The organism is Nocardia sp. NBC_00508, from assembly GCF_036346875.1.
GTDB lineage: Bacteria > Actinomycetota > Actinomycetes > Mycobacteriales > Mycobacteriaceae > Nocardia.
In genome coordinates this window covers 5,117,900-5,142,255 of sequence record NZ_CP107852.1, presented here as the reverse complement: position 1 = coordinate 5,142,255, position 24,356 = coordinate 5,117,900, and the positions used below count along the sequence as shown (strand labels likewise).

Annotated in this window: 24 protein-coding genes; 19 read left to right on the top strand and 5 right to left on the bottom strand. The window is 67.2% G+C overall.

All coding sequences use genetic code 11. From position 1 onward, the window contains the following. Nucleotides 1-17: 17 nt before the first annotated feature. The 6 genes from OHA40_RS22880 to narI all read left to right on the top strand — a co-directional run bounded on the left by OHA40_RS22880 (nucleotide 18) and on the right by narI (nucleotide 9,176). Entirely contained in the window at nucleotides 18-863 is an 846-nt protein-coding gene (locus OHA40_RS22880) for a hypothetical protein (RefSeq protein ID WP_330228929.1), read from the top strand. A gap of 2 nt (nucleotides 864-865) precedes the next feature. Then, nucleotides 866-1,339, top strand: a complete 474-nt coding sequence (locus tag OHA40_RS22875) for an LOG family protein (protein WP_330228928.1) — start codon at nucleotides 866-868, stop codon at nucleotides 1,337-1,339. 908 nt (nucleotides 1,340-2,247) lie between these two features. Then, nucleotides 2,248-5,958: a nitrate reductase subunit alpha gene (locus OHA40_RS22870; protein ID WP_330228927.1), complete on the top strand. Its 3,711-nt coding sequence runs from the start codon at nucleotides 2,248-2,250 to the stop codon at nucleotides 5,956-5,958. 10 nt (nucleotides 5,959-5,968) lie between these two features. Continuing rightward, a complete protein-coding gene (gene narH / locus OHA40_RS22865) occupies nucleotides 5,969-7,744 on the top strand; it encodes a nitrate reductase subunit beta (RefSeq protein WP_330234335.1) in 1,776 nt (591 codons plus the stop codon). After that, entirely contained in the window at nucleotides 7,741-8,421 is a 681-nt protein-coding gene (narJ, locus tag OHA40_RS22860; RefSeq protein ID WP_330228926.1) for a nitrate reductase molybdenum cofactor assembly chaperone, read from the top strand. Before narH ends, narJ begins: the two co-directional genes overlap by 4 nt. Continuing rightward, nucleotides 8,418-9,176, top strand: a complete 759-nt coding sequence (gene narI, locus OHA40_RS22855) for a respiratory nitrate reductase subunit gamma (protein ID WP_330228925.1) — start codon at nucleotides 8,418-8,420, stop codon at nucleotides 9,174-9,176. The genes narJ and narI overlap by 4 nt, the downstream gene beginning before the upstream one ends. A gap of 60 nt (nucleotides 9,177-9,236) precedes the next feature. Here narI and OHA40_RS22850 read toward each other — a convergent pair whose 3' ends face one another. Then, entirely contained in the window at nucleotides 9,237-9,689 is a 453-nt protein-coding gene (locus OHA40_RS22850) for a VOC family protein (RefSeq protein ID WP_330228924.1), read from the bottom strand. A gap of 75 nt (nucleotides 9,690-9,764) precedes the next feature. Here OHA40_RS22850 and OHA40_RS22845 point away from each other — a divergent pair, with 75 nt between their 5' ends. Genes OHA40_RS22845 through OHA40_RS22800 form a run of 10 tightly spaced genes read left to right on the top strand, consistent with a single transcriptional unit; the run spans nucleotide 9,765 to nucleotide 15,449 of the window. Beyond that, the gene (locus OHA40_RS22845) at nucleotides 9,765-10,691 is read left to right on the top strand and encodes a hypothetical protein (protein ID WP_330228923.1); all 927 of its coding nucleotides are present in this window, start codon (nucleotides 9,765-9,767) and stop codon (nucleotides 10,689-10,691) included. A gap of 5 nt (nucleotides 10,692-10,696) precedes the next feature. Then, nucleotides 10,697-11,947: an SRPBCC family protein gene (locus tag OHA40_RS22840; RefSeq protein ID WP_330228922.1), complete on the top strand. Its 1,251-nt coding sequence runs from the start codon at nucleotides 10,697-10,699 to the stop codon at nucleotides 11,945-11,947. Then, nucleotides 11,944-12,351: a gas vesicle protein GvpJ gene (gene gvpJ / locus OHA40_RS22835; RefSeq protein WP_330228921.1), complete on the top strand. Its 408-nt coding sequence runs from the start codon at nucleotides 11,944-11,946 to the stop codon at nucleotides 12,349-12,351. Before OHA40_RS22840 ends, gvpJ begins: the two co-directional genes overlap by 4 nt. Next, on the top strand, nucleotides 12,348-13,151 hold the full coding sequence (locus OHA40_RS22830) for a GvpL/GvpF family gas vesicle protein (RefSeq protein ID WP_442943791.1): 804 nt from the start codon (nucleotides 12,348-12,350) through the stop codon (nucleotides 13,149-13,151). Before gvpJ ends, OHA40_RS22830 begins: the two co-directional genes overlap by 4 nt. A 3-nt stretch (nucleotides 13,152-13,154) precedes the next feature. Then, nucleotides 13,155-13,379: a gas vesicle protein GvpG gene (locus tag OHA40_RS22825; RefSeq protein WP_330228919.1), complete on the top strand. Its 225-nt coding sequence runs from the start codon at nucleotides 13,155-13,157 to the stop codon at nucleotides 13,377-13,379. A gap of 33 nt (nucleotides 13,380-13,412) precedes the next feature. Next, the gene (gene gvpO / locus OHA40_RS22820; RefSeq protein ID WP_442943790.1) at nucleotides 13,413-13,745 is read left to right on the top strand and encodes a gas vesicle protein GvpO; all 333 of its coding nucleotides are present in this window, start codon (nucleotides 13,413-13,415) and stop codon (nucleotides 13,743-13,745) included. Further along, a complete protein-coding gene (locus tag OHA40_RS22815) occupies nucleotides 13,742-14,134 on the top strand; it encodes a gas vesicle protein (protein WP_330228918.1) in 393 nt (130 codons plus the stop codon). Before gvpO ends, OHA40_RS22815 begins: the two co-directional genes overlap by 4 nt. Then, on the top strand, nucleotides 14,127-14,921 hold the full coding sequence (locus OHA40_RS22810) for a GvpL/GvpF family gas vesicle protein (protein WP_442943789.1): 795 nt from the start codon (nucleotides 14,127-14,129) through the stop codon (nucleotides 14,919-14,921). The genes OHA40_RS22815 and OHA40_RS22810 overlap by 8 nt, the downstream gene beginning before the upstream one ends. Next, nucleotides 14,918-15,151 (top strand): gas vesicle protein, encoded by a 234-nt coding sequence (locus tag OHA40_RS22805; protein ID WP_330228917.1) that lies wholly within the window; start codon nucleotides 14,918-14,920, stop codon nucleotides 15,149-15,151. The genes OHA40_RS22810 and OHA40_RS22805 overlap by 4 nt, the downstream gene beginning before the upstream one ends. Then, nucleotides 15,144-15,449: a gas vesicle protein K gene (locus OHA40_RS22800; protein WP_330228916.1), complete on the top strand. Its 306-nt coding sequence runs from the start codon at nucleotides 15,144-15,146 to the stop codon at nucleotides 15,447-15,449. Before OHA40_RS22805 ends, OHA40_RS22800 begins: the two co-directional genes overlap by 8 nt. Before the next feature lie 48 nt (nucleotides 15,450-15,497). Here the strand turns inward: OHA40_RS22800 and OHA40_RS22795 are convergent, their stop codons facing one another. Beyond that, nucleotides 15,498-15,947 carry a cupin domain-containing protein gene (locus tag OHA40_RS22795; RefSeq protein WP_330228915.1) on the bottom strand — a complete coding sequence of 150 codons (450 nt, stop codon included), beginning with the start codon at nucleotides 15,945-15,947 and terminating at the stop codon, nucleotides 15,498-15,500. A gap of 346 nt (nucleotides 15,948-16,293) precedes the next feature. Here OHA40_RS22795 and OHA40_RS22790 point away from each other — a divergent pair, with 346 nt between their 5' ends. Then, on the top strand, nucleotides 16,294-17,997 hold the full coding sequence (locus tag OHA40_RS22790; RefSeq protein WP_330228914.1) for a metallophosphoesterase: 1,704 nt from the start codon (nucleotides 16,294-16,296) through the stop codon (nucleotides 17,995-17,997). Between the two features lie 6 nt (nucleotides 17,998-18,003). Here the strand turns inward: OHA40_RS22790 and OHA40_RS22785 are convergent, their stop codons facing one another. After that, the gene (locus OHA40_RS22785; protein ID WP_330228913.1) at nucleotides 18,004-18,342 is read right to left on the bottom strand and encodes a TfoX/Sxy family protein; all 339 of its coding nucleotides are present in this window, start codon (nucleotides 18,340-18,342) and stop codon (nucleotides 18,004-18,006) included. A 462-nt stretch (nucleotides 18,343-18,804) separates the two neighbouring features. On the opposite strand from OHA40_RS22785, the gene OHA40_RS22780 reads away from it, so the two are divergent. Then, nucleotides 18,805-21,078 (top strand): hypothetical protein, encoded by a 2,274-nt coding sequence (locus tag OHA40_RS22780; RefSeq protein WP_330228912.1) that lies wholly within the window; start codon nucleotides 18,805-18,807, stop codon nucleotides 21,076-21,078. Nucleotides 21,079-21,094: 16 nt separating this feature from the next. Here the strand turns inward: OHA40_RS22780 and OHA40_RS22775 are convergent, their stop codons facing one another. Both OHA40_RS22775 and OHA40_RS22770 read right to left on the bottom strand, forming a co-directional pair. Further along, nucleotides 21,095-22,072: an alpha/beta hydrolase gene (locus OHA40_RS22775; RefSeq protein ID WP_330228911.1), complete on the bottom strand. Its 978-nt coding sequence runs from the start codon at nucleotides 22,070-22,072 to the stop codon at nucleotides 21,095-21,097. Nucleotides 22,073-22,275: 203 nt separating this feature from the next. After that, the gene (locus OHA40_RS22770; protein WP_330228910.1) at nucleotides 22,276-23,187 is read right to left on the bottom strand and encodes an NAD-dependent epimerase/dehydratase family protein; all 912 of its coding nucleotides are present in this window, start codon (nucleotides 23,185-23,187) and stop codon (nucleotides 22,276-22,278) included. A gap of 140 nt (nucleotides 23,188-23,327) precedes the next feature. Here OHA40_RS22770 and OHA40_RS22765 point away from each other — a divergent pair, with 140 nt between their 5' ends. After that, a complete protein-coding gene (locus OHA40_RS22765) occupies nucleotides 23,328-24,320 on the top strand; it encodes a GlxA family transcriptional regulator (RefSeq protein WP_330228909.1) in 993 nt (330 codons plus the stop codon). Nucleotides 24,321-24,356 lie beyond the last annotated feature (36 nt).

Below are 24,356 nucleotides of genomic sequence, written 5' to 3'. Positions count from 1 at the left end.
ACGGATCCCCACTGTCGTTGATTCCCGCGCTGTCCACGTTCCGACGCGAGGTGTTCGACCTGATCGACGCGCGCCAACGCCCTCGTTTCTTGCCGGATCTGTACTTGGTGGCTGGTCAGGTGTGCGCGCTCATTGCCCATGCGTGCGCCGACCTCGGCCGCACTTACGACGCAGACACCCATGCCCGGACAGCATGGTTCGCCGCAGACTACGCGGAAGACCAGCACCTGCGCGCATACGTACGGTGGATTCAGGCGAACGTCGCGTATTGGGCCGACGACTACAACCGCGCAGCCCAGTACGCGCAATCCGGATTGACCGATATGACCGACGATTCGACGCGCCTTCGGCTCGCCAGCCAGCTTGCTCGCGCTGAAGCTGCACGCGGGGACGAGCGGGCAGCGATGAGCGCGTTGGATGTCGCCATGGATGCACTGTCGCGCGTCTCACCTGTCGCCGCAGAACCAGGCGTGATGTACTTCGATCCCGGTAAAGCTCGCTACTACGCCGCCGAGGTACACCTGGCACTAGGCGGGCATGCACATGATCGGCGTGCGCTTGAACAGGCCGAAGCGGCGCTCGAGGTCTTCACTCCGGCGTCACCACCCGAATTTGTCGCTGCGGCCGAACTGGACGCTGCCAGAGCACATCTGAGTCTCGGCGACTTGGAATCGGCCGCCGACCGTATCGGGCGCGTACTCGACCTCCCGGTTGAGCTGCGTACTACGCCGATCGTAGAGCGGGTCGCCAGGGCTGCTTCAGACTTGACTGGCGGGCAACTCCGGGCGCAAGCCGGTCGCGAACTCGAAGGTCGAATTAATCTGTTCACCACCTACACCGCGCAGACCCACAGCAAGGAGTAACCGTGCCGCCCGTACAGGTCGCAGTCTGCGGTCCTCGGCATTGCACCGATACCGATGAAGCAAACGCTCGGGAGGTGGGGCGGCTGCTGGCCGAGGCAGGAGCAACGGTCCTGTGCGGTGGTGGAACCGGTGTAATGGCGGCAGTCGCCGATGGTGCCGCCAAGGCGGACGGCTTGGTCATTGGTGTACGACCCGATGCCAACCGCGACGCGATCTGCGATGGGCTCTCCGCTGTGCTGTACACCAACATGGGTGAGGCCCGTAACGCCATCCTGATCTGGTCGGCCGACGCCGTGATCGTGATCGGCGGTTCATGGGGCACGCTGTCGGAACTGGCACTGGCCAATCGGCGCGGTGGCGTGCCGGTCGTGTCCCTCGGTGGGTGGCAGCTACTGGACGCTGACGGCAACCCTCTCATCGCGTCGAAAGTCGCCGGAAGCCCAAAGGAAGCAGTGAAGGTCGCGTTGGCAGGTTGATCGCTTTTGACGTTCCTGCGGCAACGACGCCGAGGCGCTGCTCCCGCTCGGGGATGCCCTTGATCAATGCCATGCGCCGCACGCCAGACCCGCGGCGACGACGCCGACCAGTTCCGAACACGATTCGATGACCTGGTTCCCACAGCCTAGATCGCTCGGCGGACACGGACAGCCGACGGATCTCAGCTAAGGACACCCCGAGGGCAGATGCAACAGATCGGTTGGACATCCCCAGTTCGCCAGCTTCGCTAGCGACTTCGCGTCGTTCCACCACCAGGAGCTTGAACCCGTCGAGTTCAAAGTCGCACCGGCACGGTGGTGGAGCTGGCCCGCGAATAGGGGTATGTGCCGGTGAACGTCGTGCGGCCGGACGGAGCGGCCCGGGAGTGGGGGCGCCGACAGGTCTACCGCTTGCCGAGACACAGCCGAACGCGGACGCCCTCGCCCTACCGGCCCTTCCCGGGATCGAATGGGCCCTATCGAGTCCTGGCTTCCGTATGCTATTTCCGATCATTCGCAAACTTTCAGCGAATTGTGATCCAGGCTACTGAACGTGTCCGGGAATGCTCTGCGGAAGCGGCCGAAAACAGGTAAAAAGAGCACTGCCGAAGCGCGTTCAGTTGTGTTAACAAATGTAAAGCGCGAGAGAACCGGTCGTTTCCAAAGCATCACCGACCCGGCAGCGAGCCATCCCCTCCGAGCCCCTTTTGCCCAGGTCATCGCGCATCCGCCCTGGTCGCCTCGCCAGGCACACCCCGACCGCGTCGCACCGGGATGACCACCACGTTGCGCCGATCTCACAACTCACCACGCGCCGGAATGGGCTGTGAGAGAGTTGTTTGGCGAGCCGTCGACGTCTCCTTACAGTCGAAACATCTGCCCGATTCTCACAGCTCGAAGGGGACGTCGTGGTTAATTCGCGCACCCAGGGTCGCGTACCCTCCGCCCCGGCCGCCGACGCCGGGGACGCCCTCCTGCGGCTGGGGAAATACTTCCACCGGGGCGAGGTGTCCGCCGACCAGCGGACCCTGCACAAGGTCGGCGGTCGCAGCGCCGACGAGTTCTACCGGGACCGCTGGTCGCACGACAAGGTGGTGCGCTCCACGCACGGCGTGAACTGCACCGGGTCGTGCTCGTGGAAGATCTACGTCAAAGACGGTGTGATCACCTGGGAATCGCAGCAGACCGACTATCCTTCGGTCGGCGCCGACAAGCCGGAGTACGAGCCGCGCGGGTGTCCCCGCGGCGCGTCCTTCTCTTGGTACACCTACTCGCCCGCCCGGGTTCGCTACCCCTACGTGCGCGGCACGCTGATGGAGCTGTACCGGGAGGCCAAGTCCCGGCTCAAGGACCCGGTGCTGGCCTGGGGCGAGATCGTCGAAGACCCGGAGAAGGCGCGTAGCTACAAGGCTGCGCGCGGCAAGGGTGGATTCGTCCGCGCCGAGTGGTGGGAGGCGGCCGAAATCGCCGCCGCAGCACACGTTTACACGATCAAGCAGTACGGGCCGGACCGGGTCGCCGGGTTCTCGCCGATTCCGGCGATGTCGATGGTCAGTCACGCCGTCGGCGCCCGGTTCATCTCACTGCTCGGCGGCTCCATGCTGTCGTTCTACGACTGGTACGCGGACCTGCCGGTGGCCTCGCCGCAGGTGTTCGGCGACCAGACCGACGTGCCGGAGTCCGCGGACTGGTTCGACGCGGGCTACCTCATCATGTGGGGCTCGAACGTTCCGGTGACCCGAACGCCGGACGCGCACTACATGACCGAGGCCCGCTACCGCGGCCAGAAGGTGGTAGTGGTCTCCCCCGACTACGCCGACAACACCAAGTTCGCCGACGAATGGGTGCCCGCGCGCCCCGGCACCGACGCGGCCTTGGCCATGGCGATGGGCCATGTGGTGCTGAAGGAGTTCTTCGTCGAGAAGTCGACGCCGCGATTCCTCGACTACATCAAGCGCTTCACCGACCTGCCGTTCCTCATCACGTTGGACGAGCGCGATGGGTCATATGTGCCCGGAAAGTTCCTCACCGCGGCCGATCTCGGCCACACCGGGGAGAATGTGCAGTTCCAGACGGTGCTGCTGAATGGCGAGGCGCAGCCGGTGGTGCCCAATGGGTCGCTCGGCCATCGATTCGGTGAAGCGGGCGCCGGAAAGTGGAACCTCGATCTCGGGGACGTCGATCCCCTGCTGACTCTGTACGGCCGCACCGACGACGCTGCGGCCGTACAGGTCCCCCGCTTCGACAGCGACACTCCCGGCGTGCTCACCCGCGGTGTGCCGACCACGACCGTGGCGGGCAAGCGCGTCACCACGGTCTTCGATCTGCTGCTCGCCCAGTACGCCGTCGGGCGCGACGGCCTGCCCGGCACCTGGCCGAGCGGCTACGATGACCCGGCCGAGCCCTACACCCCGGCTTGGCAGGAGACCATTACCGGCGTGCCCGCCGTGCAGGCCGAGCGCATCGCGCGAGAGTTCGCCGACAACGCCGACCGCTCCGGCGGCCGGTCGATGATCCTGATGGGCGCGGGCACCAACCACTGGTTCCACTCCGACCAGATCTACCGCGCGTTCTTCACCCTGACACTGTTGACCGGCTGCCAGGGCGTGAACGGTGGCGGCTGGGCGCATTACGTCGGACAGGAGAAGTGCCGTCCGGTCACCGGATGGTCCACGCTGGCCTTCGGGCTGGACTGGCAGCGCCCGCCGCGGCAGATGCAGGGCACGGTGTTCTGGTATCTGACCAACGACCAGTGGCGCTACGACCCGTTCACCGCGGAGTCGTTCGCCTCGCCGCTCGGCGCCGGGAAGTTCGCGGGTCGCACGGCTGCCGACAATATCGCGCTGGCCACCCGGCTGGGCTGGATGCCGAGCTACCCGACCTTCGACCGCAATCCACTCGACTTGGCGGACGAAGCCGAGGCCGCGGGCAAGACCGCGCCCGAGCACGTGGTGGACGGGCTGAAGTCCGGCGACCTGCGGTTCGCCTGCGAGGACCCGGACGCGCCGGAGAACTTCCCGCGCTGCCTGACCGTGTGGCGGGCGAATCTGCTCGGCTCTTCCGGCAAGGGCAACGAATACTTCCAGCGCCACCTGCTCGGCGCCGACTCCAACCTGCAGACCACCGACGCCACCGGCGTCCGGCCGCAAGAGCTGACCTGGCGCGAGACCGCCGCCACCGGCAAGCTGGATCTGCTACTGTCGCTGGACTTCCGGATGACCAGCACCACGCTGTTCTCCGATATCGTGCTGCCCGCCGCCACCTGGTACGAGAAGCACGACCTGTCCTCCACCGACATGCACCCGTTCGTGCACGCGTTCTCTCCGGCCATCTCACCGCCGTGGGAGACCAAGACCGATTTCGACGCCTTCCACCGGATCGCGCGGGGCTTCTCCTGGATGGCCGAGAAGCACCTGGGCAAGCGCAAGGACATCGTGGCCGTGCCGCTGCAGCACGATTCGCCGGACGCCACCGCGCAGGCGGGTGGCCGCGTGCTGGACTGGAAAGCCGGTGAGTGCGAACCGATTCCGGGCAAGACCATGCCGAAGCTGGTCGTCGTCGAACGCGACTACCCGAAGATCGCCGAGAAGATGGCCGCGCTGGGGCCGCTGATCGACACCCTCGGCGTCACCACCAAGGGCGTTACCACCTACCCCGACCAGGAGGTCGAGTACCTCGCCGGGGTGAACGGCACGGTCGTGTCCGGCGTCGCGCAGGGACGCCCTTCGCTGGCCAAGGACACGCACGCGGCCGAGGCGATCCTCGCGCTGTCGGGCACCACCAACGGCAGGCTCGCGGTGGAGGGCTTCCACGCGCTGGAACGCCGCACCGGCACCAAGCTGGCCGACCTGGCCGCTGAGCACGAGGGCAAGCGGATCTCCTTCGCCGACACCCAGGCTCGCCCGGTACCGGTGATCACCTCACCGGAGTGGTCGGGCAGCGAGACCGGCGGACGCAGGTACTCGCCGTTCACCATCAACACCGAGCGGCTCAAGCCCTGGCACACGCTGACCGGGCGGCAGCACTTCTACCTCGACCACGACTGGATGATCGAGCTCGGCGAGCAGCTGCCGATCTTCCGCCCGCCGCTGGACATGACGGCGCTGTTCCGCGAACCCTCGGTGGGCGAGGTCGGCGAAAAGGGCGTCACCGTCCGCTACCTGACGCCGCACTCGAAGTGGTCGATCCACTCCGCCTACCAGGACAACCTGCACATGCTGACGCTCTCCCGCGGTGGGCAGACGATCTGGATGTCCGATCGCGACGCCGCGAAAATCGGTGTGGCCGACAATGACTGGATCGAGGCGATCAACCGCAACGGCATCGTGGTCGCCCGCGCCATCGTCAGCCACCGGATGCCGGAGGGCACGGTGTTCATGTACCACGCCCAGGACCGGGCGGTGGACGTGCCGCGCATCGAGGGCATCGGCGAGGACACCAAGGGCCGCGGCAAGCGCGGCGGCATCCACAACGCGCTCACCCGCATCATGATCAAACCCTCGCATCTCATCGGCGGCTACGCGCAGCAGTCCTTCGCGCTGAACTACCACGGCCCCACCGGAAATCAGCGCGACGAAGTCACAACGATCCGCAAACGGTCGCAGGAAGTGGAGTACTGACATGCGAGTCATGGCACAGCTGGCCATGGTGATGAACCTGGACAAGTGCATCGGCTGCCACACCTGCTCGGTCACCTGCAAGCAGGCGTGGACCAACCGCGGCGGCACCGAGTATGTCTGGTTCAACAACGTGGAAACCCGTCCCGGACAGGGTTATCCGCGCCAATACCAGGACCAGGAGAAGTGGAAGGGCGGCTGGACGCTCAACAAGCGCGGCAAGCTCACCCTGAAGTCGGGGTCACGGCTGAAGCGACTGCTGAACATCTTCGCCAACCCGGATCTGCCCACGGTCCAGGACTACTACGAACCGTGGAGCTACGACTACGACAACCTGCTGTCCTCGCCGCCCACCGACACTACGCCGGTCGCGCGCCCGAAATCGCTGATCACCGGCCAGGATACTAACGTCACGTGGGGCGCCAACTGGGATGACGACCTCGGCTCCGGCCCCGAACAGGTCGGCAAGGACCCGCTGCTGGCCAAGCTCTCCGACCAGGTGAAGCTGGAGTTCGAAGAGACCTTCATGTTCTACCTGCCGCGGATCTGCGAGCACTGCCTGAATCCGTCGTGCGCGGCCTCCTGCCCTTCCGGCGCGATCTACAAGCGCGCCGAGGACGGCATCGTGCTGGTCGACCAGGACAAGTGCCGCGGCTGGCGGCAGTGCGTGTCGGGCTGTCCGTACAAGAAGATCTACTTCAACCACAAGACGGGCAAGGCGGAGAAGTGCACCTTCTGCTACCCGCGCGTGGAAGTCGGCATGCCGACGGTGTGCTCGGAGACCTGCGTCGGGCGGCTGCGCTACATCGGCGTCATGCTCTACGACGCCGACGCCGTCCTGGAGGCCGCGTCGGTCACCGAGGACGAAGACCTCTACCCGTCCCAGCTCGGGGTGTTCCTCAACCCGCACGACCCGCGGGTGGTCGCCGAGGCCGAGCGGGCCGGGATCTCGCCGGAATGGATTCAGGCGGCCCAGGATTCGCCGGTCTACCAGCTGATCGTGGACTACCAGATCGCGCTGCCGCTGCATCCGGAGTACCGCACCATGCCGATGGTCTGGTACGTGCCGCCGCTGTCGCCGGTGGTGGACGTGCTCACCGAGACCGGGCACGACGGCGAGAACGCGTCGAACCTGTTCGGCGCCATCGACGCGCTGCGCATCCCGGTGGAGTACCTGGCCGAGCTGTTCACCGCGGGCGACGTGGGTCCGGTGCGCGCGTCCCTGCAGCGCCTGGCGGCGATGCGCTCGTTCATGCGCTCGGTGAACCTCGGCGAGGAGCCCGATCCCTCGATCGCGCCGTCGGTGCGGCTGGAGCCGGAGGAGATCGAGGCGATGTACCGGCTGCTGGCCATCGCCAAGTACGAGCACCGGTATGTCATCCCGACCGGTGCGGGCGCCCGTGCGCACGAACTGGATTCGCTGGCCACCGGGTGCAGCCTGGACACCGACGGCGGCCCCGGCATGACGGCGTTCGACCAGATGGTGGAGAAGTTCCACCTGACCGACACGAATGGTGCTGCGCCGGAAGAGAAGTCGGCGCGGATCAACCTGCTGAACTGGGACGGCAAGAACACCGAGGGCCTGGTGCCGACCAACGGGGCCGGGAACGGCACGCGCAACGGGCATGGAAGCAACGGCGTTCCGGCCAATGACTCGGCAAACAGCGAGCCCACCAATGGCTCGGCAAACAGCGAGCCCACCAATGGCTCGGGCATCGGCGTGGTCGCGAATGGCGACGGCGCCCCCGCCGATGCCCCGGCCTCCGCACCGAGCGGGGCGCAGCGATGAGCCTGCTGAAGCTGCGCCGCCGCCCGGAACCGGCTGTCGAGCTCGCACAACGCGACCGGCAGCTGGTGTGGCGGATCGCCGCGCTGCTGCTGGACTACCCGACCGAGCAGACCCTTTCCATGGCCGGTCAATTGGCCACCGCGGCGGCGGAATTGCCGGAGGAGGTGCGCGCCCAGCTGAGCGAATGCCTCGACTACCTGCGGACGACCTCACCGCTGGAACTCGCGGCCGCCTACGTCGAGACCTTCGACATGCGCCGCCGCGCCAGCCTGCACCTGACCTTCTACGCCTATGGCGACACCCGCAAGCGCGGGATGGCGCTGCTGCGGTTCAAGCACGCCTACCGGCACGCCGGTGTCGAACTCGGCGACGAAGAACTCCCCGACCATCTGCCGGTGCTGCTGGAGTTCGCCGCCACCGTCGATCCGATCGGCGGCGAACGACTGCTCGGCGAGCACGTTCCGGTGCTGGAGCTGTTGCGACTTTCGCTGTCCGACACCGGTTCCCCCTATGCCGGGGTGCTCGCCGCGGTCGGGGCGACGCTGCCGCCGCCGACCACCGCGGACCGGCGGCGCATCGCCGAGCTCGCCGCACAGGGCCCCCCGGAGGAAGAGGTCGGCCTGGAGCCCTTCGCGATGGACCCCTCCCTGTTCGACGGATCGGAAGGCCGACGATGAACGCAACCCCGCATCTGCCGTCCTCGCTGTGGCTGATCCTGCCGTACATCGCGTTCACCTCGTTCGTGCTCGGGCACCTGTGGCGCTACCGCAACGATCAGTTCGGCTGGACCACTCGCTCCTCGCAGATCTACGAGAGCCGTCTGCTGCGCCTGGGTAGCCCGCTGTTCCACTTCGGCATGGTCGGGGTGTTCGGCGGACATGTGCTCGGCGTGCTGATTCCGGAGTCGTGGACCGCCGCGGTGGGGATCTCCGAGCACGCCTATCACGTCATCGCCGTCGGGGCGGGCTCGGTGGCGGGTCTCGCCGTGCTGGTGGGCGTCGGCATCCTGATCTACCGGCGCATCACCGTCCCCGCCGTCCGCAAGGCCACCACGGGCAACGACAAGTTGATGTACGTGCTGCTGGCCGCGGCGCTGATCACCGGATTGCTCAACACCTGGGGCAGCAACCTGCTGTGGGGCACCTACAACTACCGCGAGACCGTCTCACCCTGGTTCCGCAGCCTGTTCACGCTCAGCCCACAACCCGAGCTCATGGTGGACACGCCGTGGACCTTCCAGGCGCATGGACTGGTCGTGCTCGCGCTGATCGGGTTGTGGCCGTACACCCGATTGGTGCACATGTTCAGCGCGCCGGTCGGGTATCTGGTTCGGCCGTACGTGGTGTACCGCAGCAAGGAATACGACGCTCCCGACAAGCGCCGCTACGCCCGTGCGTGGGAGGCGCCGGTCACACCCGAGCGCTGGCGCTGACGACGCCGTCGCGCCACGCGAAGACCCGCCCGGCCATCGTCGTCCGGGCGGGTTTTCGTGTCAGGCGCTGTCGTAGGCATCCTGCAGCGTCTTGACGTCCAGCTTGGACATCGTGCGCAGCGCGGTGCCGACGGCGATGGTCTTGGCGGGATCGTCACCGCTCATCAGCTCCAACAGCACCGAGGGCACGACCTGCCAGAACAAGCCATAGCGGTCGGTGAGCCAACCGCACGGGCCCGGCTGGCCGCCCTCGGTGAGGGCGCCCCACAGGCGATCCACCTCGTCCTGGGTGTCCACGACCACCTGCAGCGACGCCGCATCCGTGAGTGGGTGGTCCGGTCCGCCGTTCATGATCGTGACCGCCTGGCCGTCCAGGTCCAGCGAGACGATGAACGCCGACCCGTCGGAGTTGCGCGAGATGTCGACCACCCGCGAGTTCGGGATCACCGAGACGTAGAAATCGGCCGCTTCCTCAGCGCCGTTCTCGAACCAGAAGAACGTGTTGACGGACATGATGTGCTCCTTGTGGGTTGCTGTGTGACCTGCTGTCATCCCTTGGTCGGAGCCGGCGGCACGGTTTCGACCCAGTTGGCGAACTTCCTCGAGAAATATTCTTCGGCCCGGTCGGCCACGTCGAGCACTCGTAAGTCGCTGGCAGACACTGCGCAATCCGATCTGGAGGACTTTTCGCAGGCAGAACCGGCCGCTCATCCGGTAACCAAGCATGCGCTGACAGGTTTGGTCAGCGCGATGTGGTCTAACCCGCCCACATGGGGGCAAAGAGGGGCCTCGGCTGCCTTCCCCTCTCTCCACGCAGCGGCAGCCGAAGGCAAGCAAGGAGTGATGATGAAGGGCGGAGCGAAGATAGCTGTAGGGGTGGGTGCCGGATACCTGCTGGGTCGTACGCGCAAGATGCGCCTGGCGTTGAGTCTGGCGGGCGCGGCGATGGCCAGGCGGTCTTCCGGCGGGGTCACCCAAGAACTGCTGGAGCGCGGGACGTCGCTGCTCAAATCGTCGCCGGAGCTGGCCGGGATCACCGACACGGTCCGCGAGGAGTTGATGGGCGCCGCGCGGGCCGCGGCGGTCACCGCTGCGAGCAACCGCATCGATGCGTTGAACGCCCGCTTGCAACAACGGGCCGCGATACCCGAGACGGACGAAGAACTTCGGGACGAGACCTCGGACACCGGCGAAGAAGAGTACGAGACGACCGAGGGCGACGAGCAGGGATACGCCGACGAGGACATGGAAGACGAGTACCCGGAAGAAGAAGAGGACGAGTACCTGGAAGAAGAAGGAGAAGCGGAGGAGGACGAGTCCGAGGAGGGCCGGGACGAGTCCGAGGAGTCCCGGACGCCCACCCGGGCGCGCCGGACGGCATCCACCAGCCGGCGTCGCGCCGGTGAGCCCCGCCTCCGGAAATCCGGTTCACCGGATCGGACGGCGGCTTCGCCTCGTCGGCGCCGGATTCGCGCCGAGGCCGAGGAAGCGCCCATCCGGCGCACGAGGAGGTGAGTCCGATGGCGTCGAGACCTCTGTCGGACGCAGCGGACAAGGTAGGCAAGACCGCCGCCCGCACTACGGGAAAGGCAGGCAAGACCGCCGCCCGCACTACGGGAAAGGCAGGCAAAACCGCCGCACGCACTACGGAAAGGGCGGGCAAGACTGCTGGTCGCGTCGCGGGAAAGGCAGGCACGACCGCCGGCCGCGCCGCAGGCCGGGCGGGCGGAGCCGCCACCCGCGCGGGTGCGACGGCCCAGAAGACGGTTCAGGAAGCCACCCCGGCAGGCCAGCTTCAACAATCACTGCAGACCCTGGCCGGAACCGTGGTCGACCGCGCTCTCATAGGAGTCTCCGGCAAGCTGTCGAACACGGCCGGCCGCCTGAACGAATACGCCGAAGGAGGCGGGAGCCTGCTGTCGGCGATAACCGGGGCGGAGAAGCTGGCCGGCGGAGCATCGCCGATCAAGGCGGCCATGGGTGCTGGGCTGGAGCAGATCAGGCACTCCGTCCAGGACAAGTTCCAGGAAGCCAAGGAGACCCTGACCGGTGGGAAGGGAAAGGGCGCCGGCGGCAAGAAACTGAAACTGACGAACATCGTCGAGCAGATCGATGTCGGCGTTCCGATAGAGCTCGCCTACGACCAGTGGACCCAGTTCGCGGACTTCCCGAAGTTCATGAAGAAGGTCGAGCAGGTGGAGCAGGTATCCGACGAGAAGCTCGCGTGGACTGCCAAGGTGTTCTGGTCCAAGCGCTCCTGGGAGTCCACGATCGTGGAGCAGGTGCCGTACGAGCGGATCGTGTGGCGCTCCAAGGGGCACAAGGGCTATATCGACGGCGCGGTGACCTTCCACGAACTCACGCCGGATCTGACCCGCATCATCCTGGTGCTCGAGTACCACCCCGGCGGCCTGTTCGAGAAGACCGCCGATCTGTGGCATGCGGTCGGCCGGCGCGCTCGCTTGGAACTCAAACATTTCGAGCGGCACGTCATGACCCAGAGCGCTCTGCACCCGGACGACGTCGAGGGCTGGCACGGCGAGATCCACGACAGCAAGGTCGTCAAGGACGACGAGACCGCTCGCCGAGAGGAGCGGGACAACACCGAAGGCGAAGACACCGAAACCGAGGAAGAACCCGTAGACGACGTGCGGGACGAGGAGGAGGCCGAGGCCGGGGACGAGGAACCCGAGCCACGCCGTCGACCCGCGACCCGGCACCGCAGCACCGCCGCACGCCGACATAGTGATAGGCAAGGAGACCGGACATGACACTCGAACCCGTAGGCGGCGGCGGTGGCGGCGGCGCAGGCACAATGGCGCGCCCGAACTCGTCCAGCTTGGCCGACGTCATCGATACGATTCTCGACAAAGGACTGGTCATCGACGCGTTCGTGCGCGTGTCGTTGGTCGGCATCGAACTTGTGACCATCGACGCCAGGGTCGTCGTGGCCAGCGTCGACACGTATCTCCGCTTCGCCGAGGCCGTCAACCGGCTCGAAATCGGCACCGAACCGAAAGGCCTTACGGATCTGGTCGGCGACGTCACCAGCGGCGCGGCGAAGCACAAGACGAAGGGGGCGCTCGAGGCCGCGGGCGAGAAGGTCTTGGGGTTCCTCGATGAGGTCGAGGACAAGCGCCAGCCCGTGAGCCGGCCGAAGCGCAAGGAGGAATGATGGCCACGCAACCCGCAACCGAAGCACGGGAAACCGAGAGCGCTCAGCGCACCGGCGTATATGTCTACGGCATCGTGCCCGCCGACGTGGAGCCCGAGGAGCACGCCGCCGGTGTCGGCGACCCACCGAGCGCCGTCCAGGTGGTGCGGCACGGCGAGATCGCCGCGCTGGTCAGTGATGTCGCGGTAGATCGGCGGTTCGGCACACCCGATGACCTGACCGCGCACGCGCGCCTGCTCGACGGTGCGGCAGCCGTCGCCCCGGTGCTGCCGCTGCGGTTCGGAGCGGTCATGTCCGATCCGAAGGCGGTGGAAAAGGAATTGCTCGAGGCGCACCGCGACGAGTTCCGCGCGGCGCTCGAGGAACTCGAAGGCCGAGCACAGTTCGTGATCAAAGGACGCTATGTCGAGGGCACGGTCCTGCGGGAGGTGCTCGACGAGAACGCCGAGGCAGCGCAGCTGCGGGACGAGATCCGCGACAAGCCGGAGGATGCCACCCGGAATGCCAGGATCGCCCTGGGCGAGATCGTCAATCAGGCGGTCACGACCAAACGCGCGGAGGACACCCGCCGGATGCTCGCCCTGCTCGAACCGCTCACATCCCTGGTCAACCAACGCGAACCCACTCATGAAGAAGACGCGGGCCACGTCGCGATCCTTCTCGAACTATCCCGGCAGAGTGAATTGGAGGAGGCGTTGAGTCAACTCGCCGAAGGGGAATGGGAAGGGCGCGTGGAGCTGAGCCTGCTCGGCCCGATGGCGGCGTACGACTTCGTGACGAAGCGCGCCCCGGAGGGCTGACGCATGGGCTTGCTCTCGTCGATCCTCACGTTGCCGATCGCTCCGGTCCGGGGCGTGATCTGGCTGGGTGAACTGATCCAGGACCAAGTCGAACAGCAGTTGCGGGATCCCGCCGCCATCCGCCGTGAGCTCGAGGAGATCGAGCAGGCGATGGCATCCGGTCAGCTCTCCGAAGAGGAGGGGAAACAAGCGCAGCAGGCAGTGCTGAATCGCATGCTCGAGTCGTAGCGACGGACCGCCCGACGAAAGGGAGTGACGAGCGTGAGCCGCAATCCCACCCATGAAGAATCCGAGGACGTCGACTCGGAGACAGGTCGGCAACCCCTCAGTGCGGCGCAGGCGGTCGCGGCGGCGATCGAGAACCTGGTGGAACTGACCTCGAAGCAACCGGAAGGCGTCACCTCCATGGAGCCCACCGAAGACGGCTGGCTGGTGGAGGTCGAGGTGCTCGAGGACCACCGCATCCCCTCGTCGTCGGACATGCTGGCGCTCTACCAGGTCGAGATCGACCTGGACGGGAATCTGCTGGCCTACCGCAGAACCAGGCGCTATGCCCGGGGCAGCACCGACATCGGCGGAAGGAATCAGCGATGACGGTGGTTGGAGGCGGGTCGTCGGCGCCGATGCCCTACGAGGGCGGGCGTCAGTCGACCAACCTCGGTGACATCCTCGAGCGGGTGCTCGACAAGGGTTTGGTGATTGCGGGCGATATCCAGGTGAACCTGCTCGACATCGAACTTCTCACCATCAAACTGCGCTTGGTCATCGCGTCGTTGGAGACGGCCAAGGCGGTGGGTATCGACTGGTGGGAAACCGATCCCTGGCTCAACAGCAAGGCACGCGCGCTCGAGCGACAGGATCACGATCTCGAACTCGAGAACCGGAAACTCCGCGACCGGATCGCCGAGCTGGAAGCCTCGGATGATCGCCGCATACCCCTCGAACGCCGCCGCGAACCGAGGGAAGCGAGGGACAGTGACTGACGGCGTCGGCGTCTGGCTGTACGTGGTGACGACTGCCGGAAGCGTCGCGGAGGGGTTGGGCGAGATCACCGGGGTAGCCGGTGAGCCGGTGCGCACCGTGTTCGCGGATGGTTTGGCGGCCGTTGTCGGTTCGGTGCCGCTCGAGGTTTTCGGGGAGCAGCCGTTGCGCCGGAACCTGGAGGATATGGACTGGCTGGAGGCGACGGCCCGGGCGCACGACGCCGTCGTCTCGGCCGTGGTACGCCGAGGCCCGGTGGTCCCGCTGCGCCTGGCCACGGTCTTTCTCGACGACGACCGGGTACGCGGCCTGCTCGACGAGCGGCGAGCGGACTTCGATTCGGCGCTGACCCTGGTGAGCGGCCGGACGGAATGGGGTGTGAAGGCCTATGGCGACCGCGCCGCACTCGTCTCGGCTGTGGCCGAGGCCGCAAGCAGTGACAAGGGCAGTGGAAAGGGCTCGGGCACAGCATATCTGGCCCGTCGCCGCGCGCAGCTGTCCGCACAGGAAACCGTCGAACGCGACGCCGCGCTGCGCGCCGACGAGATCCACGCGCGCCTGGTCCGGCACGCCGCCGCGGGCCGCCGTCAACCGGCGACGGACCCGGCGCTGACCGGCCGCCGGGAGTGGATGGTGCTCAACGGCACCTATCTGGTGGACGACGATCGCGCCGACGATTTCGCGTCGATGATCGACGAGCTGGGCAAAGAATTCTCCGGCATCCGGCTCGAGCTCACCGGCCCGTGGCCACCGTATTCGTTCGCGGGCGTGGAAAGGGAGCCGACATGAGACACGTCGCCGAGAACGTCGACGGCGAGCGCCGCGTCGCGCTGGTCGACCTGCTGGACCGGGTGCTGGCCGGTGGGGTGGTCATCACCGGCGACATCAAGCTCTCCATCGCGGACGTCGACATGGTCCAGATCTCGCTGCGGGCCCTCATCTCATCCATCAGCGCCCTGTCCGCACCGTCGCTGGACTCCGCCGCACCTCGCGCGCTGGAGCCGCCCCCAGATGACTGAATTCGGCGGCATTCCACCGCGTATCGACACCGACCCCGAATCCGTCGAGCGCGGGCTCGTCACACTCGTCCTCACCCTGGTGGAACTCCTCCGGCAACTGATGGAGCGGCAGGCGCTGCGACGCGTGGACGACGGAGACCTGACCGACGCCCAGATCGAGCGAATCGGCACCACCCTGATGCTGCTCGAGCAACGCATGGACGAACTACGCGACCACTTCGGCCTCACACCCGAGGATCTCAACATCGACCTGGGCCCGTTGGGCACTCTCCTCCCGCAGTACCCGGACGAACGCTGAGATCAATGGCACATGTCTGCGGCACTTCGCGTGCAGACCCCTCGTTGATCATGAAGCGCAGGGGGGCGCGGGGGCGTCCACGAACAGCGGTTTGCCGGTAGGTGGGGCGTAGACCACGTCGAGGACCAGTGGTTCGGTGCCGAGGTTCCGGCCGATGTGGACGTTCCATTCGCCCGCGGGCTCATAGATGAAATCGCCGGTGCGGTAGACCGGGGCGACGCAGTCGGGGCCGGGATGGGTGAGGGTGCCCGCTCGGACGAAACCGAAGACCGGGCCGTCGTGGTAGTGCCAGCCGGTGGAACCGCCTGGGCCGATGGTGATTTCGCGGATGACGAGGTCGGTGCCTGCGACGAACGGGAGCAGCCCGGCGGGGATCTGCGCCTGGCCGAGGGTGACGGCGGTGATGTCCGTGCCGGGCGTCGCGTTGGCGTTCGCCGCGCCCGCCAGCGCACCGGCGAGCACGACCGGCGCGGCGGCGACGCGGAGGAAGGGCGTCATCCTCGCAGCCTAGCCACGGTGACGTCGCGGGGGAACCCTGGCGCTGACCGCGGCGATCGACGCAGACCCACAGCATCGCACTCATGCCGCCGCCGTCGCGGGGAACCAGGCGCCGGACGCGTCGACCGAACCGGCGGCACTTCCGCGGCGAGCCCCGCCTTCCTGGTCCGTCGAGTCGATCGCGATCGAGAATCTCTGACCCACCGGACAATTCGCCCATTTCACACCAATGGCACATACCGGCGCCGCTCTCTCGCGACCGAGTCCAACTGCTGGCGCGATGTTCCCGCCCACGGTGCGGGTGTCGAGTTGCCCGGGTACGCCATGCCCGGACAACATCGGCGGTATGCCGTCCACACCGCTGAATCCAGCAGGAGACATCCCGGACACCGGAATTCCCGGCCGTCTCGCCGCCGACATGACGATGACCGAGCAGTACGAATGGCACCGCGCCCATCTGCGCCGCCATCCGGTGTCGCGGCGCAACATCCTGCGTGGCGCCGCGGCGGCAGCGGCCGTGGCGGCGGTCGGCGTCGCACCATTCGGCAGCCGCGCCTACGCCGAGGATGCTCAGCTCGCGGTCGGCGGACGACGGGTGGCATTCGGACCGGACGCGGCGAGTCAATTGCGTTTCGCGGCACAGCTGTCGCGGCGGCCGGCGGGCGCCACCGTGTACCTCGACCACGGACCCACTCCGGCACTGGGCGCGACGGTCGAGGCCGAAGTGCGCAATCTGCTGACCCAACTGCCCACGGCCGATGGCGGAGTGCTCGCGGCCGAGCAGTTCTACGTCCATGCCCCGGTGGACGGCCTGCCCGGCCGGGTGCCGCACTTCTACCGCTGGCGCACCTCCGACGGTTTCGTCGGCGACCTCCGCGCCGCCGCGCCCGCGATGCCCTCTGGACGGGCCGCGATCCTGCCGTTCCGCTTCACCATGATGGGCGACCAGGGCACCGACGAGACGCCCGCGCTGCCGGACGGCGGCGCACCCGGCGACTACGACGACAAGTACTACAAGGCCGACAACGATCCGGCCGCACCGCACGCGAGCAATGTGCTGCGTCAGATCGCCGCGGCCCGGCCGGATTTCCACATCCTCGCAGGCGATATCGCCTATGCCGACCCCTCCGGCAAGGGCAAGCCGGGACAGTTCGTAGCGCACGGCGCGCACCCGTCCAGCGGGTTCGACAAGTACAACCCGTACGTGTGGGATGTCTACTTCGGCGCCATCGAGCCCAGCGCCGCCCAGACCCCGTGGATGTTCGCCACGGGCAACCACGATATGGAAGCGACCTACGGCGACCATGGCTACGGCGGACACCTCGCGCGGCTCGACTTCCCCGGCAACGGCCCCGCGGGCTGCCCCTCGGCGTACTCGTTCACCTACGGGAACGTCGCGGTGCTCTCGCTGGACGCGAACGACGTGACCTACGAGATCCGCGCCAACACCGGCTATTCCGGTGGGGCGCAGACGAGTTGGGTGGAGCACACGCTGGCCGCCTACCGCGCCGACCCCGACATCGACTTCATCGTCTGCTTCTTCCACCACTGCGCGTATTCGACCACCGAGGCGCATGCCAGCGACGGCGGCGTGCGCGACGCCTGGGTGGGGTTGTTCGACCGCTATCACGTGGACCTGGTCCTGCAGGGGCACAACCATGTCTACGAGCGCACCGATCCGATCCGCGGCGGGAGCGCCACGAAGGTGGCCGGCGACAACTCGATCGTCTACCCGGAGACCGACGGAACCGTCTACTACACCGTGGGCGGCGGTGGACGCCCACGCTACGACTTCCAGCCCGGTTCGCGAGAGTCCTTCCGCGGCAACGAACTACCCGACACCACAGTGCCGAACAGCTACGTCTGGACGCCGGGCGGCGGCAAACAGGACGAGGCCGCGCCGTGGTCGCGAGTCCGCTTCCGCAACTACTCGTTCCTGCGCGTCGACGTCCGCCCCGGCGTCTTCGCCAGCGAGATGGACGTGGTCGCGGTGGACGAGTACGGCCGCGAATTCGACCGGGTGCTCTTCCGCCGCCAGGTCCGGCTCTGAGACAAGCTACTTTCTCTTTTTCGGTGGGAGGGTCCGGGCGTAGGCGACGCCGCGCTCGACCCATTCCCGCAGGACTTCGTCGTCGTCGGCCGCCGCGGCACTGACATGCAGCCAGCCGACCATCTCGCGCCCACCCATGACCATGGGCTCGACGGACTCGCCGAGCAGCCGCTCGCCCTCGTCCGGGTCGACGCGGACCAGGAGCCCGCCCTGTCTGCTGGCCGCTACCGCCATATTGCCGCTGATCAGGAATGCCAGCCCACCGAACATCTTCTGCTCGGTGAGCTCGGGCCCCGGCACGATCCGCTCCCGGATCCGCTCGGCCAACTCCTCGTCGTATGCCATAGCGGCATTGTCCGCCCTCGGTACGACAGATCGGCGGAGAACCAGCTCGCCTCGGCCTGTGCGGTCCTGACGCCGCCACAGTGCCGGTGTCCAGGCACAGCGCTGATCGAACGGCCCCCAGACACGCTCGTCCGGCCGGGAAACTGCACGGTCCTGCCCCAGGGTCGACAAACTGAGCGCCCGACCAGTACTGAATCATGCTGCACCACAGTGTGATTGACGTTACCGTCACGCGCCGTCTCGAGTACGTACGTACACTCCCGAGCCGTCTGGATGTCATTGGTCGTTCAAGCGGATGTTTCCGTGCCTCTCTGTAATACAAAGCATGAGACGGGGGCCCGAGCTGTCATCGCCGCTCGCGTACAGCCAGTTTCAGAATCCGACCGCGCTCCCCCAGACGGGACGAAGGACTCTTCCGTGCACATCTGCTCCCCAGTGGTGCGATCTCGCACTGTCAGCCGTATGACATCCAGGCGGTTTTCGGTTCGAGTTCCCGGCAAGTTCTGCACTGCCCGATACGCGCCTCGTGGTCCCGTTCCGCGTCGGCGGCCGTCCTTCGGGACAGGCGCTTGGCGACGGCGCGCGGTCTGGCTTGCCCTGACCATCTTCGCGCTCTTCGTATTTCCCGGCTTCGTCGGTGCGCTGGCCGTCGCCCAGGACGCGGCAGGCACCACGGCCGGGGTATCCGAGATCGACGGCCTCAGCTGGATGAATATTCGCGACTCGTCAGGAATTCGGCTGTCGGACTATCGGTTCGCGACCGGCGACGAGAGCATGTTCAAGCCTCGCGCCACCATCCTGTGGGCCGTATTGGGCTTGGAATTCATCGGCTATATCGCCATTGTGACGACGGCGATCTGGTTGATCGGCTACGCGTTGAGCTTCCGGTGGCTGGATATGTTCAGTGTGGCGTTGCGTGGTGTGGCCGATGCGGTGACAGAACAGATCGCGACCCCGATCGTGCTGGTCACCGCGGCGAGCATCGGCGCGTTCTTCGTCGCGTGGTTCATCGTGCGCGGTTACCACGCGAAGGCCACCATGCAGGTGGTGACGATGGTGGGTGTGGCAGTGCTGGGACCGGTGTTCCTGGCCGAGCCCCTGGCGGATGTGCTGTCCTCCGATGGGTTGCTTGCTCAGGGCCGCGATCTGGGTATCTCGGTGGCGGCCGGGTTGAACGGGAACGCCAACCCGAATCCGTCCCAGCTGGTGACGACGATGCAGAGCGATCTGGCCGACAATTTCGCCCGTCAGCCGCTGCAAGTGTGGAATTTCGGGCATGCGGTAGACGTGCGGCCCGCCTGCCGGTCGGCATGGTCGGCAGGGGTCGCGGCCGGTGACGACGGCCGGGTGATCACCGGCATGAAGGCATGCGGGGACACCGCCGCGCAAGCCAAGGCCGAGAATCCCTCCATGGGGCAGGTCGCTACCGGACTCATGCTGTTGGTCTGCGGCGGCATCCTCTTGATCTTCGCGATGTACCTCGGAATCAAGGTGATCAAGGCCGCGCTGGACACGATCTATCACGGCATCATGTCGATATTCGGCTTCGCCGCAGGCGGATTCGTGTACGGCCCGACACAGACGTTTCTGGTCCGCAACCTCGTGGACAGCTTCGTCGCGGCGGCGCGGATGACGGCGTACACCATATTCCTCGGTGTCTACGTGCTGTTCATGGGCAACCTGTTCGCGCAAGCTCGCGGCCAGGTCATGGCGGTGATCATCATCGCGGGCACCGTCGAGATCGTCGCCATCTTCCAGCTGAAACGACTCAGCAGCAGCCTGTCCCGCGGCAACGACTGGATCGCCAACCGATTCTCCCTGACGATCCAGGGCAGTCAGACCAAGTCGTCGAGCAGCGGCGCCATGGCCCTCGGCATGGGCGGTGGCGGTGGGAATGCCTCATCCGGAATGGGGTTCGTGAGCTCACTCGGCGCACTCAATACCATCAACTCCTCGCCCGTGACGGCGTGGCTCGCCGGGGGAACCATCAATCCGTTCAATCCCTTGGCCAACACACGCAGGAGTATCGAACGGTCCACCGGGAGAATCTTGGCCAGCCGCGAGCAGGGCTACGTCGAGCATCAGCTGTCCCGCACGAACTGGCGGCGTGTCGCGGTTACCGCAGCCACGCAAGCCGGGGGCATGCACACCCAACTCGGTGTCTCCCGTGCCCTGAAAGCCCTGCGCGACAACAAGGTTCCCGAATCGCGCGTGCATCACGTGCTACTCGCCTCGGGTGCCCGCCACGAGATGGTCAACCATTCGCTGGCCGCACTGTCAACCCAGGAATCGACGGTGTCGCAGAATCCGTACGGCTTCGCACCATTGCAGAAGGCGATCGCGACAGCGTGGGCCGTGGACAACCATGTCGGCCACGAGGCGCACGATGCCTTCGCCGCCCAGGCGGTCATCGCGGCGGACAGCTTCGTCCGGCACAGCAACGCGCCGGCCCCGGGCGCCGCGATCGACCACGCGTTCGTGCAAAGGGTGGAGAGCAACTGGCATTCGGACCGGGCACTGCGCGCGGCGATCACCCCGGACGAATGGAACGGCGCGGGCCGCGACACCCGCTGGGCCATCGGCCACCGGGCGGCGACCATGCACCAGGACGCGGCCCAGACCTACTACGCGAATCCGACCGACATCAACCGCGACGCTCTGATGCAATCGGCCAGGCGCGTCGCCAATCTCGATCACCTGGATCCCGAAGGGGGACTCGACCCCTGGAATCCGTGATCAGGCCGGATCTCGATCAGACGCCGAGCGCGGCGGCGAACATCGGCCAGGACTCGTGCACGTCGTCCTGCCAGTACGTCCAGGCATGCGTGCCCGCGGGGCGGAGGTTGGCCGTGACCGGGATACCGAGCGCGTGCAACCGGTCCACGAACTGGCGGGTGCAGCCGCCGATCAGCGTCTCCATGGTCCCGCCGACCAGCAACCGATCCGCCAGCCGAAGGGGATTGCCGTCGATGCCGGAATCGCCGAGCGTCTCGTGGGCCCCCGGTGCGCCGGTGCCCGCCGAGACGTAGAGCGCCACGCCGCGCAGCCGTTCCGCCTGCAGCGTCGGATCGTGCTCGACCCAGTCCGGATCGCCCGGCGGGCCCCACATATTCGCCGCGTTCGCACCGAACACGGCCAGTTGCGTGTTGACGATCGCCTGGCCCATCGGATCGCTGGTGCGGGGGCACCCGCTGTAGGAGCCGACCGCCCGATACAGGCCCGGCGCGGCGATCGCCAGATTCAACGCCGACGTCGCCGACATGGAGACTCCCGCGACGGCGTTGCGGCCGTTCATCCCGAACCTACCTGCGAGCAGCGGTGGCAGTTCCCTGGTCAGGAAGGTGGTCCACTGGTTGCGGCCGAGCGCCGGATCATCGCGCAGCCAATCGGTGTAGTAGCTGGCGCGCCCGCCCATCGGCACGATCACATTGACCGGCTTGTCGGCGAAGAACTCCGCGACGTCGGTGCGCCGAGTCCATGGTCCGCCCTCCTCTCCGCCGTCCACGGCGTTCAGCAGGTACAGGGCGGGCGCGCCGGCACCCGGATGCGACAGCCACAGCGTGATCGGGCGACCCATCGCTGCGGACTGGACGACGACCTCGAACTGCCGCCCGCCCAGCGCCCGCACCTCGAGAATGCTCGCGGCGGGATCCGCGGCGGCGGTCGCAGCCGGAACGAGGGCGGCGCTCGCCGCGAGGAGGGAAACCAGGCATCGCATGAGCCGGTACATGGGGCGAATTTCTATCACGACGCGACCGGCACACCCAGCATTAACCGGGCGTGTTCCTCCCGGCGAATGAATTCGCAGGCAGTCGATGACGTCATCAGAGACATGCGACGGCCAACAGGAGATCAGCAATCGATCAGCGACTTAGAGAGGCCAGGGCCGAGTCCGCCGCGCCCGTTCGGCAGGCGGAATTCCCGCCGCCACGCTCAGGACCCGCGCACCACCTCCGCGAACACCTCGTCCGGATCGGATGCCTTCAGGCCGAAGGTGTCCCGGATGGCGGCGTCGTCGACCGTGAACGTCGCGTGCGACATGTGGTAGGTCTCGAACAACTCGATCCAGAATGGGTCGGCATACCCGAGTAGCGTCAGCTCGCGATCGCTCATGACCGCCAACTGGGGTTCGGGCGCTCCGGCCGCCGCAGCGAAGCGCACGGCCAGGTCACGCACCGTCGCGGTGATGACGGGCGCGTGCCAGGCCCGTCCCCACGCGCGTTCATCGCGCGCGACCGCAACCGCGGCAGCGGCCGCGTCACCGATCGCGGTGTAGGCGTGCGGCAGGTCGAGCGCCTGCGGCATCAGCACCAACCGGCCGGACCGGATATTCGGCTGGGCAAACATCGTGAACACCGATATCGCGCCCGGGCCGACGAACTGACTCGCCCGCACCTCGGTCACACGTACCCTGCCTGCGCGGTGGGCCTCCTCGGCCTCGCGCCACATCCGGGCGCGGACCAGCCCTTTCGGTCCGGTGGCCGCCAGCGGGGACTGTTCGGTGAGCGGTCCGTCGGCGGGTCCGTAGCCGTAGAGGTTGCCGAGCATCACGTAGTTCGCGCCGGACTGCTCGGCAGCCGCGAGTATGGACCCGAACAGCGGCGGAATGGCGTCCGGCCACGTGTGATACGCGGGCATGGCCATGTTGAACACGGTCTCGGCGTGCTCGGCGATCGCGGTCAGCGCGGCCGTATCGAGCGCGTCCAGGGCGATACGTTCGATATTCGGGTGCTCGGGTCCGGCGCCGCTGCGGCTCACCATGCGCACTCGGTCGCCGGATTCGGCCAAGAGCGCCGCGGTAGCCGACGCGGTAGCGCCCCGGCCGACGATGACATGCGTAACCATATGACTTCCCTTCTGCAACAAGAGGTTTCGCGATCGATGGCAAGCCGTCGTGCCGATTGCCGATCGCGTGCCATTCAGCCTGCCGTCGCCTGCCGGGGTAAGCTAGTGACCGGATTGCCAACTATCCCAAGGATCAGGCCATGCAGACTGTCGCGGTCGTCGCGGTGCCTCCGGTGAAGGCTTTCGACCTATCCATGCCCGAAACCGTGCTCGGCGCGGCGATGGTGGACGGCGCGCCCGGCTATCGGATCCTGGTATGCACCGCTGCGCCCGGCGTGCTGCCCGCAGGGTTGGGCGGATTCGACGTGGTGGTGTCGCGGGGGCTGAAGGCGATCGAGGAAGCCGACATCGTCATCGTGCCGAGCACCGGAAGCCGCGGCAGCACCGACGAAGCCACGCTGACCGCCCTGCGTAGCGCCGTGGCCGACGGCAGACGCGTCACCTCGATTTGTAGCGGCGCCTTCGTGCTCGCCCAGGCGGGCCTGCTGTCCGGACGCATCGCCACCACCCATTGGGCCCTGGCCGACGAGCTGGCGGCGATGTTCCCGGACGTGTCGGTCCGCGCCGACGCGCTGTTCATCGAGGACGGCCCGATCACCACCGCCGCGGGCGCGGCGGCCGGAATCGACCTGTGCCTGCACCTGATCCGCGCCGACTACGGCGCGACCGTGGCGAATGCGGCCGCCCGCGCCGCCGTCGTCACCCCGGTGCGCCCCGGCGGGCAGGCCCAGTTCGTGGACGTCGCCCTACCTGCGGAAAACGGCGTGACCCTGTCGGGCACCCGCACCTGGGCGATGCAACGCCTGGACACGTCACTGTCGCTGGAAGACCTGGCCCGGCATGCCCGCACCAGCGTCCGCACGCTGACCCGCCGTTTCCACGAGGAGACCGGCCTCAGCCCGCAGAAATGGCTCCTGCACCAGCGCCTGCAGCGCGCCAGGGAACTGCTGGAATCCACCACCCTGCCGATGGACCAGGTGGCGCGGCACAGCGGCATCGGCTCGGCGGAATCGTTGCGCCAGCACATGATTCGCCACGTCGGCGTGTCACCGAGCAGCTATCGCGCGTCGTTCACGCGCTCGCCCGCCGGTCTGCAGCCGGAGGTCGAAGCGCAACACCGACGCCGTCCGTGACGCGCCCGGCGCACATGTCCACCGCGAGCAGCGAGT

Coding starts and splice junctions, on each gene's coding strand:
- gvpJ (WP_330228921.1), top strand. CDS start 11,944: ATGACACTCGAACCCGTAGGCGGCGGCGGTGGCGGCGGCGCAGGCACA.
- narJ (WP_330228926.1), top strand. CDS start 7,741: ATGAGCCTGCTGAAGCTGCGCCGCCGCCCGGAACCGGCTGTCGAGCTC.
- OHA40_RS22770 (WP_330228910.1), bottom strand. CDS start 23,187: ATGGTTACGCATGTCATCGTCGGCCGGGGCGCTACCGCGTCGGCTACC.
- OHA40_RS22825 (WP_330228919.1), top strand. CDS start 13,155: ATGGGCTTGCTCTCGTCGATCCTCACGTTGCCGATCGCTCCGGTCCGG.
- OHA40_RS22775 (WP_330228911.1), bottom strand. CDS start 22,072: ATGTACCGGCTCATGCGATGCCTGGTTTCCCTCCTCGCGGCGAGCGCC.
- OHA40_RS22795 (WP_330228915.1), bottom strand. CDS start 15,947: ATGACGCCCTTCCTCCGCGTCGCCGCCGCGCCGGTCGTGCTCGCCGGT.
- OHA40_RS22800 (WP_330228916.1), top strand. CDS start 15,144: ATGACTGAATTCGGCGGCATTCCACCGCGTATCGACACCGACCCCGAA.
- OHA40_RS22815 (WP_330228918.1), top strand. CDS start 13,742: ATGACGGTGGTTGGAGGCGGGTCGTCGGCGCCGATGCCCTACGAGGGC.
- narI (WP_330228925.1), top strand. CDS start 8,418: ATGAACGCAACCCCGCATCTGCCGTCCTCGCTGTGGCTGATCCTGCCG.
- OHA40_RS22805 (WP_330228917.1), top strand. CDS start 14,918: ATGAGACACGTCGCCGAGAACGTCGACGGCGAGCGCCGCGTCGCGCTG.
- OHA40_RS22850 (WP_330228924.1), bottom strand. CDS start 9,689: ATGTCCGTCAACACGTTCTTCTGGTTCGAGAACGGCGCTGAGGAAGCG.
- OHA40_RS22765 (WP_330228909.1), top strand. CDS start 23,328: ATGCAGACTGTCGCGGTCGTCGCGGTGCCTCCGGTGAAGGCTTTCGAC.
- OHA40_RS22840 (WP_330228922.1), top strand. CDS start 10,697: ATGGCGTCGAGACCTCTGTCGGACGCAGCGGACAAGGTAGGCAAGACC.
- OHA40_RS22785 (WP_330228913.1), bottom strand. CDS start 18,342: ATGGCATACGACGAGGAGTTGGCCGAGCGGATCCGGGAGCGGATCGTG.
- OHA40_RS22830 (WP_442943791.1), top strand. CDS start 12,348: ATGATGGCCACGCAACCCGCAACCGAAGCACGGGAAACCGAGAGCGCT.
- narH (WP_330234335.1), top strand. CDS start 5,969: ATGGCACAGCTGGCCATGGTGATGAACCTGGACAAGTGCATCGGCTGC.
- OHA40_RS22780 (WP_330228912.1), top strand. CDS start 18,805: ATGACATCCAGGCGGTTTTCGGTTCGAGTTCCCGGCAAGTTCTGCACT.
- OHA40_RS22790 (WP_330228914.1), top strand. CDS start 16,294: ATGCCGTCCACACCGCTGAATCCAGCAGGAGACATCCCGGACACCGGA.